16 protein-coding genes and 1 riboswitch are annotated in these 16,813 nt (G+C 49.0%); of the genes, 13 read left to right on the top strand and 3 right to left on the bottom strand.

The genetic code is table 11. From position 1 onward, the window contains the following. Nucleotides 1-24: 24 nt before the first annotated feature. On the bottom strand, nucleotides 25-2,280 hold the full coding sequence (locus tag KNO72_RS06115) for a ribonucleoside-diphosphate reductase subunit alpha (RefSeq protein ID WP_371730226.1): 2,256 nt from the start codon (nucleotides 2,278-2,280) through the stop codon (nucleotides 25-27). A 531-nt stretch (nucleotides 2,281-2,811) separates the two neighbouring features. On the opposite strand from KNO72_RS06115, the gene KNO72_RS06110 reads away from it, so the two are divergent. The 12 genes from KNO72_RS06110 (at nucleotide 2,812) to KNO72_RS06055 (ending at nucleotide 12,779) form a co-directional block, all read left to right on the top strand. Next, nucleotides 2,812-3,042 carry a DUF1871 family protein gene (locus KNO72_RS06110; RefSeq protein WP_074036415.1) on the top strand — a complete coding sequence of 77 codons (231 nt, stop codon included), beginning with the start codon at nucleotides 2,812-2,814 and terminating at the stop codon, nucleotides 3,040-3,042. A 13-nt stretch (nucleotides 3,043-3,055) separates the two neighbouring features. Beyond that, a complete protein-coding gene (locus tag KNO72_RS06105) occupies nucleotides 3,056-3,304 on the top strand; it encodes a NifU N-terminal domain-containing protein (RefSeq protein ID WP_074036416.1) in 249 nt (82 codons plus the stop codon). Continuing rightward, a complete protein-coding gene (locus tag KNO72_RS06100; RefSeq protein WP_012726803.1) occupies nucleotides 3,301-4,101 on the top strand; it encodes a glycosyltransferase family 2 protein in 801 nt (266 codons plus the stop codon). Before KNO72_RS06105 ends, KNO72_RS06100 begins: the two co-directional genes overlap by 4 nt. A gap of 2 nt (nucleotides 4,102-4,103) precedes the next feature. Further along, on the top strand, nucleotides 4,104-4,598 hold the full coding sequence (locus KNO72_RS06095; protein ID WP_214687052.1) for an Lrp/AsnC family transcriptional regulator: 495 nt from the start codon (nucleotides 4,104-4,106) through the stop codon (nucleotides 4,596-4,598). Further along, a complete protein-coding gene (locus KNO72_RS06090) occupies nucleotides 4,595-5,779 on the top strand; it encodes an aminotransferase (RefSeq protein ID WP_074036420.1) in 1,185 nt (394 codons plus the stop codon). Before KNO72_RS06095 ends, KNO72_RS06090 begins: the two co-directional genes overlap by 4 nt. A gap of 58 nt (nucleotides 5,780-5,837) precedes the next feature. Further along, nucleotides 5,838-7,082: a lysine N(6)-hydroxylase/L-ornithine N(5)-oxygenase family protein gene (locus KNO72_RS06085; protein WP_214757517.1), complete on the top strand. Its 1,245-nt coding sequence runs from the start codon at nucleotides 5,838-5,840 to the stop codon at nucleotides 7,080-7,082. A 197-nt stretch (nucleotides 7,083-7,279) separates the two neighbouring features. Beyond that, nucleotides 7,280-7,672 (top strand): S1 domain-containing post-transcriptional regulator GSP13, encoded by a 393-nt coding sequence (yugI, locus tag KNO72_RS06080; protein ID WP_074033496.1) that lies wholly within the window; start codon nucleotides 7,280-7,282, stop codon nucleotides 7,670-7,672. Between the two features lie 99 nt (nucleotides 7,673-7,771). Continuing rightward, nucleotides 7,772-8,764, top strand: coding sequence for a Gfo/Idh/MocA family protein (locus KNO72_RS06075; RefSeq protein ID WP_214757515.1), 993 nt, complete (start codon nucleotides 7,772-7,774; stop codon nucleotides 8,762-8,764). Between the two features lie 74 nt (nucleotides 8,765-8,838). Continuing rightward, a complete protein-coding gene (locus KNO72_RS06070; RefSeq protein ID WP_214757513.1) occupies nucleotides 8,839-10,002 on the top strand; it encodes an iron-containing alcohol dehydrogenase in 1,164 nt (387 codons plus the stop codon). Nucleotides 10,003-10,108: 106 nt separating this feature from the next. Beyond that, nucleotides 10,109-11,461 carry a glucose-6-phosphate isomerase gene (locus tag KNO72_RS06065; protein ID WP_012726796.1) on the top strand — a complete coding sequence of 451 codons (1,353 nt, stop codon included), beginning with the start codon at nucleotides 10,109-10,111 and terminating at the stop codon, nucleotides 11,459-11,461. A 99-nt stretch (nucleotides 11,462-11,560) separates the two neighbouring features. After that, nucleotides 11,561-12,034: an RNA deprotection pyrophosphohydrolase gene (gene ytkD, locus KNO72_RS06060; RefSeq protein ID WP_012726795.1), complete on the top strand. Its 474-nt coding sequence runs from the start codon at nucleotides 11,561-11,563 to the stop codon at nucleotides 12,032-12,034. Then, complete coding sequence (locus tag KNO72_RS06055; protein WP_031423073.1) at nucleotides 12,015-12,779, top strand: alpha/beta hydrolase family protein; 765 nt, start codon at nucleotides 12,015-12,017, stop codon at nucleotides 12,777-12,779. The genes ytkD and KNO72_RS06055 overlap by 20 nt, the downstream gene beginning before the upstream one ends. Before the next feature lie 15 nt (nucleotides 12,780-12,794). Here the strand turns inward: KNO72_RS06055 and pckA are convergent, their stop codons facing one another. Then, the gene (pckA, locus tag KNO72_RS06050; RefSeq protein ID WP_214757511.1) at nucleotides 12,795-14,366 is read right to left on the bottom strand and encodes a phosphoenolpyruvate carboxykinase (ATP); all 1,572 of its coding nucleotides are present in this window, start codon (nucleotides 14,364-14,366) and stop codon (nucleotides 12,795-12,797) included. 322 nt (nucleotides 14,367-14,688) lie between these two features. After that, nucleotides 14,689-14,808: riboswitch (SAM riboswitch) on the top strand. A gap of 132 nt (nucleotides 14,809-14,940) precedes the next feature. Between pckA and metK the strand changes: the two genes are divergently transcribed. Continuing rightward, nucleotides 14,941-16,149: a methionine adenosyltransferase gene (gene metK, locus KNO72_RS06045; RefSeq protein ID WP_012726792.1), complete on the top strand. Its 1,209-nt coding sequence runs from the start codon at nucleotides 14,941-14,943 to the stop codon at nucleotides 16,147-16,149. Nucleotides 16,150-16,186: 37 nt separating this feature from the next. Here metK and KNO72_RS06040 read toward each other — a convergent pair whose 3' ends face one another. Continuing rightward, nucleotides 16,187-16,705, bottom strand: a complete 519-nt coding sequence (locus KNO72_RS06040) for a hypothetical protein (RefSeq protein WP_214757509.1) — start codon at nucleotides 16,703-16,705, stop codon at nucleotides 16,187-16,189. Nucleotides 16,706-16,813 lie beyond the last annotated feature (108 nt).

Raw genomic sequence — 16,813 nt, 5'->3', positions numbered from 1 at the left:
GTACATAATGATTATGACGACGGTTTACGAAGCGCACGACTCACATTCGTCGACTTCGACGGTCGTCGAACGAGTGTAGTAAATCGACTTCATGCCAAGAGACCATGCCTCGAGGTGCATCGCAAGAAGCTCTGTCGCTTTTACATCGTTCTTCACGTATAAGTTGAAGCTGATTGCTTGGTCGATGTGGCGCTGGCGAGCCGCGTTTTGACGGATGCTCCATAATTGATCAATTTCAAATGCTGATTTATAGAACCAGTTCGTGTCCGGCGTCAAGTCGGGAACCGTGACTGGAATCTTATAGTTTTTCTTCTCTTCTGAGTAGACCTTTTTGTAGACCGGGTCAATCGATGCGGTACTACCAGCGATAATCGCCGTCGATGAGTTTGGTGCAACGGCCATCATATAGGCGTTACGGACGCCGTTTTGATGTACTTCTGCTGCGAGACCGTCCCAATCGAGGTCGTCGTGTGAACGATAGTTCCGGCGCTTGAAGTATTCGCCTGTATGCCATTCTGAACCTTCGAAGACGCCGAATGCTCCTTTTTCTTTGGCGAGTTCCATCGATGCTTGGATTGTGAGATACGCGATTTTTTCATAGAGTTTCTCTGCATATTGAACGGCATCGACCGATTCCCAACGGATTCCTTCTAGTGCGAGCAAGTGATGCCAACCGAACGTTCCTAGACCGACTGCACGATACTTCTGGTTCGTGATCATCGCTTGTGGCACTTCGATCGTATTCAAATCGATGACGTTATCGAGCATACGCATTTGAATCGGGATGAGTCGTTCGAGCACATCGGCTTTCACGGCACGAGCAAGTGCGATTGAACTCAAGTTACAGACGACGAAATCACCAGGTGTCTTTGTGATGACGATTTTTCCGTCTTGTGTGTATTCTTCTTCGATTGTCGTTGCCGACATGTTTTGCGCGATTTCGGAACAAAGGTTTGAACTGTAAATCATCCCTGCATGTTTGTTTGGGTTTGCGCGGTTCACTGCGTCTCGGAAGAACATATATGGTGTACCTGTTTCAAGTTGTGAGCGCATGTAACGTTTTACAAGGTCGATGGCTGGAACTGTCACACGAGATAATTCTGGCGTGTTGACACATTCCATATATTTCTCTGTGAAGCTTCCACCGTTCTCTGATTCGTCAAAATAGTCTTCAAGGCTATATCCCATCACGGTACGAATCTCGTGTGGATCGAACAAGTGCCAGTCGCCGCGTGCCTCGACCGTACGCATGAAGAGATCTGGGAGGCAGACGCCTGTGAACAAGTCGTGTGTCCGGAGGCGCTCATCCCCGTTGTTCAATTTCGCGTCGAGAAATTCGAAGATGTCCTTATGCCAAATGTCTAAATAGACGGCAATAGAGCCTTGACGCATACCGAGTTGGTCGACCGAGACGGCTGTGTTATTCAACTGCTTCATCCAAGGAAGAGCACCACTTGAGACGCCTTTGAATCCTTTGATGTCACTACCGCGTGAACGGATTTTCCCGAGGTAGACACCGATTCCGCCGCCACCTTTTGAGAGTGTCGCCACATCGGTGTTCGAATCATAGATGCCACGGAGAGAGTCGTCGACTGTATCAATGAAACAAGAGCTGAGCTGTCCATATGATTTGCCGGCGTTTGACAACGTTGGTGTCGCGACCGTCATATAAAGGTTTGATAAAGCCCAATAAGCTTCTTCGACGAGCTTCAAGCGAGTCGTCTCGTCTTCTTTTTGCATGAGCGTCATTGCGATGACCATGAAGCGCTCCTGTGGAAGCTCATAAAGGTTCTTCACATGATCGCGCCCAAGATAGCGGTCCGACAACGTGCGGAGTCCGATATATGTGAAGAGACGGTCACGGGATGGATCGATCAATGTTTCGAGATGGTCCATGTCTTCTTTTGAATACGTATCGAGAAGAGCTGACGTGAAAATTCGTTTTGATGTTAACGTCTCGACCAGTTGATAGAAGTTACCATAACGCATAGATGCTTCGTAACCGCGGTTGCGTGCCGCTTCAAGATAGAGGCGGTTCAAGTACATTTCCGTTGCCACGAACGTCCAGTCCGGTTCTTCGGCTTTCAACATATCGAGGGCATGCATCGTCAATAAGTCATATACTACATCTTGTGTTAGCGTTTTTGTCTCGAGCGCCCGAATAGCCCGTTCTTCATAGCGCTCTACGCTTAAGTGAGGATACCGTGTCTGGATAGATTGAATAAGAGAAGAGACGTCAGAAAGCGTTGGAGCCGCTGGTAGCATCGTCTCGTGGTGGATAGGGGATGTCAAAATAGATCACTCCTTTAGATGGTGTAGACGTTATAAAAGGATAATAAGAACTTCCTTACCTGTCACAATATCGTGTTAACAATCAAAATACCCGTTAACTATATATTGACACTTTTTTATCTTTTTAATCATAAAACACCTATATTTAGTTTTTCAATCCTTGACATTCTGGAATGTGCCCGTCACCTTTTTGCTTTTGCTCCAAAAGGGCTTCATGACCCAATTTGAGACAGAGAACTGAGATGAAAAAAATTATGTAATGTCTTTGCTTGTTTTTTCACAAATTGATGAATTCGATTTCATCACTCTTGATGAAACATTTCATCCGTTTGTTTGAGGTGGAATGGATTGTATTTGACGTTACTTATCAAAATACCTGCATATTCATTTCATACTAGATATAGTGTTCTGATGAATCAAGAAATATGAATCCATTTGTCAAGGCTGGTATCCGAGAAAAAAGTAAGGTAGATTGGTGAAGTAGGACATGGAATTTCAGCGAAAAGAAGGGTTTAACAAGTGCGTACAGAAGACTTATTATTAACATGGGACCCACTCGGTTATGGGGCAGGTTCATACGGACCTGAGTTTGATGAAGTCATGATGGCATTAACCTATGTCGATTCTCCCGAACAATTGACCGAAGTGATTCGCCGAACGCTTCTTGAAGCGTTCGATGCGTGTCCACCAGAAACAGAGATTTTCGAGATGGCGCAGCGACTCCTCGTATCGTCATCTTGCCAACTATAAGGAGGAACCAATAATGTTACGAATTGATCCAACACCGAATCCGAATGCGATGAAAGTGACACTTCCAGAGAACGTGTTTGGCGCCAAGAGTCAAAGTGTGAAGGCGGGCGAAGCGACAGATCAACCGCTTCTCGCCAAGTTAGTTGAAATCGAAGGCGTGGAGAGTGTCTTTGCTTATGGTGACTTTGTGACCGTATCAAAGGAGAACGGTGTGAGCTGGGAAGCAATTCTTCCACTCGTTGAGACGGCATATCGCGGATGAACCCGATTGTCTCGATTGTCATTCCGGCTTATAAACGCGAGACGGAACTGACGGAACTGCTTGAAAGTCTAACGGTCCAAACATTTCAGCAGTTTGAGGTCTTGGTCATGAATAATGAAGGGCCGCCAAAACAACATCTTTTGGCGCCTTTTTTGAATCAATTGGATGCACGTGTCATTGAAGTGGGTGAGAACCATCACGTCCGGGCCCGTAATCGTGGTGTTCTCGAGGCGAGAGGCGATGTCATCTTGTTACTAGACGATGACGATTTGCTCATGCCGACACACTTGGAGGAGGGGCTACGCGACCTTCAACAGGCAGACCTCGTCTATTCGGATGCTGAGCTGTTCCGATTCGAATGGAGAGCGGGCCGTCGTGTCGTGACGGACTGGGAACCGTTCGCTTACGCGTTTGATCGAGAGCGGATGCGTCAGGACTCGACGTTCATCCCTTCGGGCACGATGTATCGCAAATCGATTCATGACACGATCGGTCTATTCGACGAAGACGTCTATAACTACTGGGATTGGGATTTCTTGTTGAGGGTGATGGATGCATTCACGGTGTCACACCCGGCGCGTGCGACGGTACTTTACGCCTTCAACGGGACGGATAACCTGTCGGCAAAACAGGATGAAACGAGACGTCGTTATTTTGATCATTTCTGTCAAAAGCACGGTCTGACAGACATGGAGATGAAGAATTTCCATATCGTTCAGGAGGAACGACGTGCATTCGTGAGACAGACAGAGAGAACGTTCACAGGCGTGCTACCTGGTCGAACGGAAGGAGAATAAGTATGTATTCATCAAAAGAACTTGAGTTGTTAGAGCTGTTAGAAGAAAAAGGGTATCTCGAGACGAAGATGTTGGCTGATTTGTTGGCACTCGATGAGGAGACGATTGAATCGATGCTTGAGAAATTCAAGCAAGACGGGATTCTCCTCGGATTTCGTGCCATGGTCAATTGGCAAAAAATCAATCGTCACGATGTCACTGCCTTCATTGACGTTAAAGTCACTCCGAAACGAGGACGCGGATTTGACGACGTGGCCGAGCGTATTTATCGCTTCCCAGAAGTGACGGCGCTTTATTTGATGTCGGGAGCTTATGACCTTCAAGTCGTCATTCGGGCGAACTCGCTTCAAGACGTCGCCTCATTTGTCTCAGACAAGCTATCGCCGCTTGATTCGGTCTTGTCGACGACAACCCACTTCAAATTGAAGACGTACAAACATGACGGGATCTTGTTCACCCCACAAATTGAAGATAAGCGGTTGAACATCACGCCATGAAGTCTTTATCGAATCAAGTCGTCTCGATGAAGCCATCAGGCATTCGCCGTTTCTTTGACTTAGCACAGACGATGGATAACGTGGTCTCTCTCGGGGTGGGAGAACCGGATTTCATCACACCATGGAACGTGCGAGAAGCGAGCTATGCCGCACTCGAAGAAGGCTATACAGCGTATAGCGCCAACGCCGGTCTCATCGAGTTGCGCGAAGAAATCGCTACTTATATGAAAGAACGCTTTTTAGTCGAATACGATCCGACGTCTGAATTGATTGTCACGACTGGGGCATCGCAGGCGCTCGACATCGCATTCCGTGCCCTTCTCAATCCAGGGGACGAGGTCATCGTGGTCGAACCGGCATTCGTTTCATATGGTCCACTCATCGAGTTGGCAGGTGGGACCGTCGTCCCTGTCGCATGTCGTCCGGAAAAAGGGTTTCGACTCGATCGGGAAGACGTTGAGCAAGCCATCACAGAACGGACGAAAGCGATCTTGCTTTGCTTCCCGTCCAATCCGACGGGCGCCACGATGAATGGCGATGAACTCGCACAAATCGCAGAGCTCGCGACAAAGTATGACCTTTGGGTCGTCAGCGATGAGATTTATGCGGAACTCTGTTACGACGAACCATTTGTCAGCTTTGCGACGCTTCACGACATGCGAGACCGGACGATTGTCGTCAACGGTTTCTCGAAGGCGTTCGCGATGACTGGATGGCGCCTTGGCTTCACATGCGCACCGGAAATCGTCACGCGAGAGATGTTAAAGGTCCATCAATACGGCATGATGTGTGCACCGACGCTCGTTCAATTCGGTGGACTCGAGGCACTTCGGACCCGTGATCAGCACGTGCCGAGCATGGTGAAAAGTTATCGTCAACGTCGAAACTATTTCATACAAGCGCTGAACGAAGCAGGGCTTCCGACGCACGTGCCAGGCGGAGCATTCTATGCCTTCCCTTCGATTCGACATACTGGATTGACGAGTGAAGAATTTGCAGAACGTCTTCTCGTCGAAGAACGTGTCGCCGTTGTTCCTGGAAACGCCTTTGGTGAGAGCGGGGAAGGGTTCGTCCGAGCGAGTTATGCGACTTCGCTCGAACAACTACAAGAAGCGATTCTCCGGATTCAACGTTTCATGAAACAATTCGAAGTCACAGTAGCCAAGGACTCTCATTCGTGAGAGTTCTTTGGCGTTTTAGCGATATAACGAAAGGGAAAAGACGGGCGAGGTGAAGAGGATGAAACAATTTGACTTTGTTGCAATCGGGTGTGGTCCGTATAATCTTGGTCTCATGGCCCTTGCGGAGAAGACTGAACTGCATGGGGTTTGCTTTGAGCAACGCGCGGAGATGATGTGGCATGAAGGCATGTTGATTGAAGGGATGACGATGCAAACGCATTATTTACAAGATCTCGTCACGTTGGCGGACCCGACCCATCCATCGAGTTTTCTGAACTATTTGAGTGATACGGGTCGACTCCAAACATTTATCACGCAAGAACAAGATAAGATTCCTCGAACGGAATACAACCGTTATTTGCGGTGGGTTGTTAACCAACTGTCGACGATTCGTTTCGGTCATTATGTATCTGACGTCCGAGCGGAAGAAGAGGGCTTCCTCGTGACCGTCGAATCGGACGGGCAATCGACACAAGTTCATACAAGACATCTCGTCCTAGGGACAGGGGCGGCGCCATTCGTGCCGGACGGGTTTGAACAAGTCATTCATACGAGCGATTATTTGACGTACCGGGACGTCCTCAAAGACCGATATCGTGTCGCGGTCGTCGGGAGTGGACAGAGTGCGGCGGAAGTCTTTCTGGACTTGTTGCGTGAAGCGACGGATGAACAACGCGTCGACTGGATCACACGCTCCGAACAATTTGAGTCACTCGAAGCAGGCAAGCTTGGGGATGAAATTTTTAGTGTGGATTATGTCGATTATTTTCATAAACTACCGTACGACGCTCGGCAAGAGCTACTCGGGTCATTCGAGCGTTTCCGTCATGGTGTCAATCCTGAGACGATGACCTTGATCTATGAGACGTTGTATCATCGGACGGCAGAAGCGAAAGCGACGAAGGCTGATATGATGACACAGGTCGAAGTGGAATCGATTTCTTATGATTGGTTAACACATCGTTTGAAAGGGACCCAACGGTATACGGGAGAAGTGATTGAAAGAGAGTACGATCTCGTTGTCGTGGCGACGGGGTATCGCCCGGTGATCCCATCTTGGATCAATCAGCTCCCGGTTGTATGGGAAGTAGAGGGAGAATGGGCAGTCCGTGACACGTATGAGGTGATCATGAGCGAGTCGCTAGGCGGAAAGCTGTTTACGCACACGAATATAGAGCATTCACATGGTCCGGCTGCGACGAATCTCGGGATGGCAGTCTATCGAAATGCGGTCATTTTGAACGACATGGCTGGGGAAACGGTCTATCCGATTCGTCATCAGAAGCCGTTTACGACATTTTGAACAAAAAAAGGGCTAGGCGAGTCGCCTAGCGGAATCAGGGGGGAATACTTGAAGTCTTGCTTGATTTGTATTTACCCCGCACTTCGACTTTAAAACATACCAACACGTCAAAAATAATCTTTTTTACTAAATTCTACACTTTATCGAAAAAAGTATGTTATAGTAAGTTGATGAATTTAGCATAGGAGTTGTTTGTAATGGCAAAATACGAAAAAGATCAAGTATTAACAGGTAAAGTAACAGGAATCCAACCTTTCGGTGCTTTCGTAGCACTCGACGATGAGACTCAAGGTCTTGTACACATTTCAGAAATCTCACACGACTACGTAAAAGACGTAAACGATTACGTTCAAGTTGGTCAAGAAGTTGAAGTGAAAATCCTTGAAGTGGACGAAGCTTCTAAAAAAATCAAGCTTTCAATGAAAGCGACTCAAGAAGCTCCAAAACGCGAGAAGTCTGCGAAGCCAGCTCGTCGTGCGCCACGCCGCAACGAAGCATCTTCAAACTTCAAGCAAGAAGAAGCTCCAGGATTCACAGTCCTCAAAGACAAACTTGAAGACTGGATCAAAAACACAAACTTCAAGAAGTAAGTGTCCCAAGGTGGCCCGTTCTAAACGGGTCACCTTTTTTATTTTACAGGAATCGGCGAATTGAATGACGAAACTGTAAAGCGAATAGGAGGGGATGGCATGAAGATTGGCATCATCGGAACGGGAGGAATTGCGACGAGTGCCCATATCCCGAATTATGTCAAAGCAGGCATGGATGTGGTAGCGGTCATGAACCGGACACGGGCAAACGGGGAACGTGTCGCACGACAGTTCGGCATCCCGAACCTTTATGAGACGGTCGAAGAGATGCTTTCACGCGAAAATCTCGATGCGGTCAGTATCTGTACACCAAACGCCTTACATAAAGAGCAAGTGCTGCTTGCGCTTGAAGCAGGATGTCACGTTCTCTGTGAGAAGCCACCGGGAATCTCAGAGAATGAAGCGATCGAGATGTTGGAAGCGGCAAAACGAGCCGGAAAAACATTGCATTACGGATTCCATTACCGACATCGTGCGGATACGGTTCTGTTGAAGCGAATGATTGACGCGGGAGAACTCGGAGACATCTATGCAGCGACGGCGCTCGCGCTTCGGCGACGTGGCATTCCGGGATGGGGAGTCTTCACGAATAAAGAACTGCAAGGCGGGGGCGCCCTGCTCGACATCGGTGTGCATATGTTAGACCTAGCGCTTCATTTGATGGGATACCCGAAACCGAGAGAGGTCGTCGGTCATGTCGGTCAGTATTTAGGGAATCGTCCTGGTGTCGGCTTGCTGGGGGAATGGGACGCGAGTTCACTCACAGTCGAGGATACGGCGAGAGCGATGGTCACGTTTGAAAACGGAGCATCCTTATTACTCGACGTCAGCTACATGGCCAATATCGAGGAAAAAGATACGATGCGAGTGGAATGTCGTGGCACGAAATCCGGAGCCAGTCTGTTCCCGCTCATACTTCACACGGAGAAATTTGGGGCATTGTTTGACGAGCGACCAGTTTATTTGACTGAACACGACCCGTATGAGCGGCAAATCCGACTCTTCCTTGAGGCCTGTGGAGAAGAGCCGAACTATCGGCAAGCGGAGGAAGCGGTCATCTTGCATCACATCATCGACCGTATCTATCAGTAAGCACGATACTTTTCATTCCGTAAAAACAGGGTATATAGTGTAGGTGTTACATATTTCTATGAGGAGGTTAACTTATGCACAACTTTGAATACAAAAACCCGACAAAACTAATTTTTGGGACACATCAGGTCGAAAAATTAGGTGGAGAACTAGAAGCGCTTGACGCGAAGAAAGTGATGCTCGTCTATGGTGGCGGAAGCATCAAAAAGAACGGGACGTACGATGAAGTCGTGGCCGAGCTTGAAAAGGCCGGTATCTCATACGTAGACTTCTCAGGTGTTGAACCGAACCCACGCATCGAGACGGTACGTCGTGCGGTGAAATTTGCGCGTGAAAAGGACGTTGATGCCTTGCTAGCTGTCGGTGGCGGTTCCGTCATCGACTGCACAAAACTGATTTCAGCAGCGATTCCATATGACGGGGACGCGTGGGACATCGTACTTCGTGAACATATCCCGACAGAGGCGGTACCATTCGGGACAGTCCTTACACTCGCTGCGACAGGGTCGGAGATGAACTCGGGATCGGTCATCACGAACTGGGAGACTCAAGAGAAGTTCGGTTGGGGTCACCCACTTGTATTCCCTACATTCTCGATCCTCGATCCACGTTACACCGTGTCAGTTCCAAAAGACCAGACAATTTATGGCATCGTCGACATGATGAGCCACTGTTTCGAGCAATACTTCCACCCGAACCATGCGCCGGTACAAGAACGCATGACAGAAGGTGTGTTGAAAGCGGTCGTCGAATCGGCACCCAAACTCGTCAACGATTTAGAAAACGTAGACCTCCGTGCCATCATCTTATTCTCAGGTACGATGGCATTGAATGGTGTACTTCAAATGGGTGCAGCCGGTGACTGGGCATCGCACAACATCGAACACGCCGTATCTGCTGTCCATGACATCCCGCATGCTGGGGGCCTCGCGATCCTCTTCCCACGTTGGATGGAACATGTGTTGGATGAAGACAATGCGGCTCGCTTTGCTCGACTCGGTACGGAAGTGTTCGATGTGGAGCCTGGCGAGAACGATTTGGAAACAGGGAAACGTACGATCCAAGCTGTACGTGCATTCTTCGACCAACTCGGTGCACCGAACTCGCTTCGTGACTATGAGATCGATGAGTCGACATTCGATGCGATTCTCGATTCTGCGATGAAACGTGGCGCATTCGGTCGTTTCCGTACACTCGAACGGGAAGATGTCGCGCATATTCTCGAACTCAGTAAATAAGGCGATTTCTTGCCTATTTTGCAATAATGATTGAACGAATCTAGCGTTTCCGTTTATGATGGGTCATGTATGGCTCTTTTACGAGCGATTTAAAGGAGGAAATGACATGTCAACTGTACGTTTCGATTATTCAAACGCGCTCTCATTCGTAGGGAAGCATGAAATCGACCAAATGCAAGAAACGGTAAAAACCCTTCACTCGGTGATTCACGAGCGGAGCGGTGCCGGAAGTGATTTTCTTGGGTGGGTCGACCTTCCGACCGAATACGATCAAGATGAGTTCGCACGAATCAAAGCTGCGGCGGAACGAATTCGCGAGAATTCAGACGTTCTCGTCGTCGTCGGAATCGGAGGATCTTACCTCGGTGCCCGTGCAGCGATCGAAATGCTTCAACATTCGTTCTTCAACGTATTGTCAAAAGAAGAGCGCAAGGCGCCGCAAGTATTCTATGCGGGTCACAACATCTCTTCAACGTATATGAGAGAATTGCTTCAAGTGCTTGAAGGGAAAGAGGTCTCAATCAACGTCATCTCGAAATCAGGAACGACGACAGAACCTGCCATCGCATTCCGTGTCCTCAAGCAGTTCATGGAAGACAAGTACGGTCAAGATGGAGCGCGTGAGCGGATCTATGCGACGACAGACCGTGCCCGTGGCGCCCTCAAGACGCTCGCGGACGCAGAAGGATACGAGACGTTCGTTATTCCAGATGACGTCGGTGGACGCTTCTCTGTCCTCACACCGGTCGGACTTCTCCCGATTGCTGCTGCAGGAATCGATATCGATGCCTTGATGGAAGGGGCGCGTGATGCACAAAACGCTTACAGCTCACCAGAATTGGCTGAGAACGAAGCGTATCAGTATGCGGTCGTACGTAACGCCCTTTACGCGAAAGGCAAATCGATTGAGATGCTCGTCAACTACGAGCCAGCCCTTCACTACGTGTCTGAGTGGTGGAAACAGCTTTACGGAGAATCTGAAGGAAAAGACAACAAAGGAATCTTCCCTGCGGCTGTCGACTTCTCGACTGATCTTCACTCGATGGGTCAATACATTCAAGAAGGTCGTCGTGACTTGTTCGAGACAGTCATCCGTGTGAAAGAAGTCCGTCACACAATGAACGTCCCAGAAGACGCACAAGACTTGGATGGTTTGAACTTCCTCGCAGGGGAAACGATTCAGTTCGTGAACGACAAGGCGACAGAAGGGACGCTCCTCGCGCATACAGATGGCGACGTACCGAACCTCGTCGTCGAATTGCCAGAGATGACACCGTACCACCTCGGTTACTTGTTCTACTTCTTCGAGAAAGCATGTGCGATGAGCGGATACATCCTCGGGGTGAACCCGTTCAACCAGCCAGGCGTCGAAGCATACAAAGCGAACATGTTCGCACTACTCGGTAAACCAGGGTATGAAGAACAAAAAGCAGAACTCGAAAAACGCTTGAATCAATAAGAAAACGAATCGGTCCGCGCGTCGGACCGATTTTTTTGTTTGAAACTGGGTGCAGACAAGGTAAAGTGAGAGTAGACAGGGGAAAGAAAGGGATGGACTATGAAGACATTCAAGGATTACTATCATAATCAAGTCGAGTTAAGCTTCACCCATTATCCGTTCTCAGACACGCCGCTCCACGTCTGGGTCGTCGCCCGTTACAAGGACAAATGGGTATTGACGAAGCATAAACAACGCGGGCTCGAGTTCCCAGGTGGGAAAGTCGAACCGGGCGAACATGAGGATGCCGCGGCCATCCGGGAAGTATATGAAGAGACTGGAGGCGTCGTCAAGACATTACGATACATGGGGCAGTATCGTGTGCTCGGCCGCGGCGACACCGTCATCAAAAACATTTATTTTGCGGAAATCGAACGATTCGAAGATCATCCCGCAGTCGACGAGACTGATGGGGCCGTCTTGATCGATGTCTTGCCGGACAACCTACTACGGAATCCACGTTACAGCTTTATGATGAAGGACCGTGTCTTACCAGAAACGATGAGGGTGCTCCATGAGCAACAACTGGTTTGATCGAATCGACGTGTTGCCACCATACGCCGGTTACCGGGTGACGCGTGGATGGTACACGACGAATGATGGGGAAGAGGTCGTCGCCTATTCGATTGAACCGAAACGGTCGAATGGACAGGTGTTGATGTACTTACGAGGGGGAACGGCACGAATCGGGGACGTTCGGTTACCGCGCCTCATGCAGTTTGCGGCACGCGGTTTTCATGTGGTGGCCCCGGTTTATCGAGGTAATCACGGGGGCACGGGAAAAGAAGACTTCGGTGGAGAGGATTTGGAGGACGTGCTCTCACTCTATGATCGCGTCCAAACGAGTGGACGACCGATTCATGCGCTCGGTTTTTCACGCGGCGGGATGATGGCACTCTCTCTCGCATCTGAACGACCGGTCACTACCGTCACCTCATGGGCCGGTGTGACCAATCTAGAGTGGACATATGAAGAGCAACGCTCGATGCGGAAGATGTTACGTCGCATGACGGGGGGAGACCCCGAATCGGCAGAAACAGCATATACAGAACGTTCTCCGCTTTATAAGGAATGGGATGCACCAACGCTGATCATCCATGGTACGGATGACGAGCAGGTCCGTTTGCGCCATGCGACGGCAGTCGCCGAGAAGTTAGGGGAGCAGGCAGAGTTTTGGGTGCTTCCGTTCGGACACCAACTCCCATTTTGGGATAAATGGGAGACGACCGAACAAGCGATGGAATGGATGTTACGACAAGCAAAAGCACCGACTCGATGAGTCGGTGCTTTCGTATTAGATGACCAGTGGACCGGCTGCGATGACCGATTCACTCGCTTTCGTGAACCGTGTGAAGTTCTCTTTGAACTTCATCGCGAGTGCCTTCGCCTCGACATCGTAGCGAGCTGGGTCGCTCCACGTGTCACGTGGATTGAGCACGTTACTCGGTACGCCTTCGATGGCTACTGGAATCTCGACGTTGAAAATGTCATGTTTCTTCGTCTCGACGTCACGAAGTTGACCGTTGACTGCGGCGTTGACCATCGCACGCGTGTAAGCGAGTTTCATACGTGAACCTTCACCGTATGCACCGCCAGTCCAACCTGTGTTGACGAGGTAGACATCCACGTCGTGTTGCTCGATCAATTTACCGAGCATATCCGCGTAACGCTCTGGAGCGAGCGGAAGGAACGGTGAACCGAAGCAAGTCGAGAAGGTCGCCTGTGGTTCTGTGACACCGCGCTCCGTACCAGCAAGTTTTGACGTATAACCCGACAAGAAGTGGTACATCGCCTGTTCTTTCGTCAGTTTGCTGATCGGAGGTAAGACGCCATAGGCATCTGCCGTCAAGAAGACAATCGTATTCGGATGACCGGCGCGTGATGGGAGCATCGCATTGTCGATGAACTCGATTGGATATGCCGCACGCGTGTTTTCCGTCAAGGAAATATTCTTATAGTCCGGTGTACGATCTTCATTCAACACGACGTTTTCAATCAATGAACCGAAGCGAATCGCATCATAGATTTGCGGTTCGTTCTCACGAGACAAGTTGATCGTCTTCGCGTAACAACCGCCTTCGATGTTGAAGACCCCGTCCGGTGACCATCCGTGTTCGTCGTCTCCAATCAAATGACGCTCAGGGTCAGCCGAGAGCGTTGTCTTCCCAGTGCCCGACAATCCGAAGAAGAGTGCCGTTTCATTCGTATCATTGACATTTGCCGAACAGTGCATCGATAACACGTTCTGCTCGGGTAGCAAGAAGTTCATGACGGAGAAGATCGATTTTTTAATTTCGCCACCGTATTCTGTTCCCCCGATCAGAATCGTGCGCTTGGCGAATGAGACGAGAATGAACGTCTCAGAGTTCGTACCATCGACGGCAGGGTCTGCTTTATAGCTCGGTGCATAAATGACCGTGAACGGGTCGAACGCACCTTTCGTCGGCCATTCGCGTAAGAACAATTGTTTAGCGAACAGACTGTGCCACGCATACTCCGTGATGGCACGGACCGGCAACGTATAGTGTTCATCTGCACCAGCAGATGCTTCTAGATAATACAGCTTATCCTTCTTTTCTAAATGGTCGAGTACTTTGTCGAGAAGTGCTGAAAACTTCTCTTCTGCGATCGGTTGGTTCACTTTACCCCAATCGACGAGGTTGTTGCTGACTTCATCTTGTACGACGAATTTGTCTTTCGGTGACCGTCCAGTAAAAGCACCGGTGCTGACAGATAATGCCCCGTCTTTTGTCAGTACACCTTCACCATTTTGAATGGCTTCTTCCACCAGCTCTGGAACCGTCAAGTTCCGTAACATGTAGGCACCATTAATTAATTCTTCGATTTTCAGGAGCGTTGTCGCCATCCTGAATCCCACCTTTCCCCTAAATAGATGTGGATGAAATCCGCATACTTCCGCGATTACGATTAATCAGTATGACATTTTTAATTATATGTGACACACTAATTAAACACAAGCGTTTCTTCTCTCTAAGTAAGCGCTTTCTTACAAAGTCATTTTATCACATTCTCTTATCACAAGGTGTTAAAAAACAGAAACGAAATAAAAAAATGTTTGACGATTCACAAACAGAAATGTTTTGCAAGTCAGTGAAAACTTTTACGAATTCGTCTGATTCCCTTGACATAATCGAGTGTCATTTATATGATGGTTTTCGTAACGGATACTCTTATTCTGAGCGGTGGAGGGAACAAGGCCCTACGAAGCCCAGCAACCGTCCGACATGAAGTCTTGTGCGGAAAAGGTGCTATCCTGAAGCGAAGCCATTAGCTTCGAACGATAAGAGGGTAAGGAAGAACGATTCAACCTTTCCCAATGTATGTCATCGGGGGAGGTTTTTTTCATTACCGTCCCAAAGCAACGCGTAAGGGGAACGAGTACCGTCCACATAATACCCTTATTATAGGAGGTTTTTTGAATGTCAAAATTGAACCGTCGACTTTTTACTTCAGAGTCGGTTACTGAAGGACATCCAGACAAAATTTGTGATCAGATTTCTGACTCCATCTTGGATGCCATTTTAGCGGAAGACCCGAATGCCCGTGTTGCGGCAGAAACGTCTGTCACAACAGGTCTTGTACTCGTAGCTGGTGAAATCACAACGTCAACTTACGTGGATATCCCGAAAGTTGTCCGTGAAACAATCCGCGAAATCGGATACACGCGTGCAAAATATGGCTTCGATGCTGAAACGTGTGCGGTCTTGACGTCGATTGATGAGCAATCGGTAGATATCGCGCAAGGTGTTGACCAAGCCCTTGAAGCACGTGAAGGTCAGATGACTGAAGAGGAACTCGATGCAATCGGTGCAGGAGACCAAGGTCTCATGTTCGGATATGCGACAAACGAGACACCTGAACTCATGCCACTTCCGATCTCGTTGGCACACAAGTTGTCACGTCGTCTTGCTGAAGTACGTAAGAACGGTACGCTCGAGTACCTTCGTCCGGACGGGAAGACGCAAGTAACGGTTGAGTATGATGAGGACAACAACCCAGTTCGCATCGATACGATCGTTATTTCGACGCAACACGCGGAAGAGATCACACTTGAGCAAATTCAAGAAGACTTGAAAAAACATGTCATCGAGGCAGTCATTCCGGCTGAACTCATCGATGCTGAAACAAAATACTTCATCAACCCGACTGGTCGCTTCGTAATTGGTGGACCACAAGGAGATGCAGGTTTGACAGGACGTAAGATCATCGTTGATACGTACGGTGGATACGCTCGTCACGGTGGCGGCGCATTCTCTGGTAAAGATCCTACAAAAGTTGACCGTTCAGCGGCATACGCAGCCCGCTATGTAGCGAAAAATATCGTTGCAGCAGGACTTGCTGATAAAGCAGAAGTTCAACTTGCATACGCAATCGGTGTTGCACACCCAGTATCAATCGCTGTCGATACGTTCGGCACAGGTAAATTGAGCGAAACGGAACTCGTTGAACTCGTTCGCGAGAACTTCGATCTCCGTCCAGCAGGCATCATCAAGATGCTTGACCTTCGTCGCCCAATCTACAAACAAACGGCAGCTTACGGTCACTTCGGTCGTACAGACATCGAACTCCCATGGGAGCAAACAGATAAAGCAGCCATTCTTGAAGAAGGCGCGAAACGTTTCGCGTAATCATCAAAAACGACCTTTCCGAGGAAAGGTCGTTTTTTTATGCTGTCGGTGGTACCTGTTTGTTCGAATCGGATGAAGAATCGGTTGTCGGATCTTGTCCAAGCGCCGTATCCTTCGCTTCGACGACTTTCTCCCCGATGTTCTGTAAGTCCGACTTGGCCTCTTGAGCCGTCTCGACGATTTTAGTGATGTCCTCTTTCACGGTATCGACTTCCCCGACGACTTTTTCGTATACGTTTTGGACATCTGTAGAGACTTCTTGAATCTTTGTCGAGGCCGACTTCACTTGTTCAATGACTTGAGACGCCTTTCCGGCAGGATCTTGTTTCACTTCGTTGACGATGCCCCCGACCGACGATTTCGCATTCGAGAGGGATTGCTTTGTCTGCTCCCGGTTCGAGGAGCTAAGTAAGGCGAGTAGACCACCGACGAGTGCACCGAGCAACATCCCGGTCACGACACTGATTTTTGGACTTCCCCCGTCCAATTGATCGAATTGGCGGTTCGGGTTTGCTGTCTGTTCTACTTTCGGGTCATGTTCTTGTCTAGGTTCCATGTGGTTCCACTCCTTCGTTTGATTGGCATTGGTTGTGTTATACCCTAGAGCAATGTCTACGTAACGTTTTCTGATGAATCGTCATGAAAAAGAAATGAAGGAGCAGGA

The organism is Exiguobacterium sp. s123 (assembly GCF_018617075.1).
Lineage (GTDB): Bacteria > Bacillota > Bacilli > Exiguobacteriales > Exiguobacteriaceae > Exiguobacterium > Exiguobacterium profundum.
Note: the sequence above shows the minus strand (reverse complement) of the source record. Positions and strands in the feature narration are given on the sequence as shown.

Excerpts from the sequence above, each read along its gene's own strand:
- KNO72_RS06055 (WP_031423073.1), top strand. The coding sequence starts at position 12,015 with ATGAGCAACAACTGGTTTGATCGAATCGACGTGTTGCCACCATACGCC.
- KNO72_RS06070 (WP_214757513.1), top strand. The coding sequence starts at position 8,839 with ATGCACAACTTTGAATACAAAAACCCGACAAAACTAATTTTTGGGACA.
- ytkD (WP_012726795.1), top strand. The coding sequence starts at position 11,561 with ATGAAGACATTCAAGGATTACTATCATAATCAAGTCGAGTTAAGCTTC.
- KNO72_RS06085 (WP_214757517.1), top strand. The coding sequence starts at position 5,838 with ATGAAACAATTTGACTTTGTTGCAATCGGGTGTGGTCCGTATAATCTT.
- KNO72_RS06090 (WP_074036420.1), top strand. The coding sequence starts at position 4,595 with ATGAAGTCTTTATCGAATCAAGTCGTCTCGATGAAGCCATCAGGCATT.
- pckA (WP_214757511.1), bottom strand. The coding sequence starts at position 14,366 with ATGGCGACAACGCTCCTGAAAATCGAAGAATTAATTAATGGTGCCTAC.
- metK (WP_012726792.1), top strand. The coding sequence starts at position 14,941 with ATGTCAAAATTGAACCGTCGACTTTTTACTTCAGAGTCGGTTACTGAA.
- KNO72_RS06065 (WP_012726796.1), top strand. The coding sequence starts at position 10,109 with ATGTCAACTGTACGTTTCGATTATTCAAACGCGCTCTCATTCGTAGGG.
- KNO72_RS06075 (WP_214757515.1), top strand. The coding sequence starts at position 7,772 with ATGAAGATTGGCATCATCGGAACGGGAGGAATTGCGACGAGTGCCCAT.
- yugI (WP_074033496.1), top strand. The coding sequence starts at position 7,280 with ATGGCAAAATACGAAAAAGATCAAGTATTAACAGGTAAAGTAACAGGA.
- KNO72_RS06095 (WP_214687052.1), top strand. The coding sequence starts at position 4,104 with ATGTATTCATCAAAAGAACTTGAGTTGTTAGAGCTGTTAGAAGAAAAA.
- KNO72_RS06040 (WP_214757509.1), bottom strand. The coding sequence starts at position 16,705 with ATGGAACCTAGACAAGAACATGACCCGAAAGTAGAACAGACAGCAAAC.
- KNO72_RS06100 (WP_012726803.1), top strand. The coding sequence starts at position 3,301 with ATGAACCCGATTGTCTCGATTGTCATTCCGGCTTATAAACGCGAGACG.
- KNO72_RS06105 (WP_074036416.1), top strand. The coding sequence starts at position 3,056 with ATGTTACGAATTGATCCAACACCGAATCCGAATGCGATGAAAGTGACA.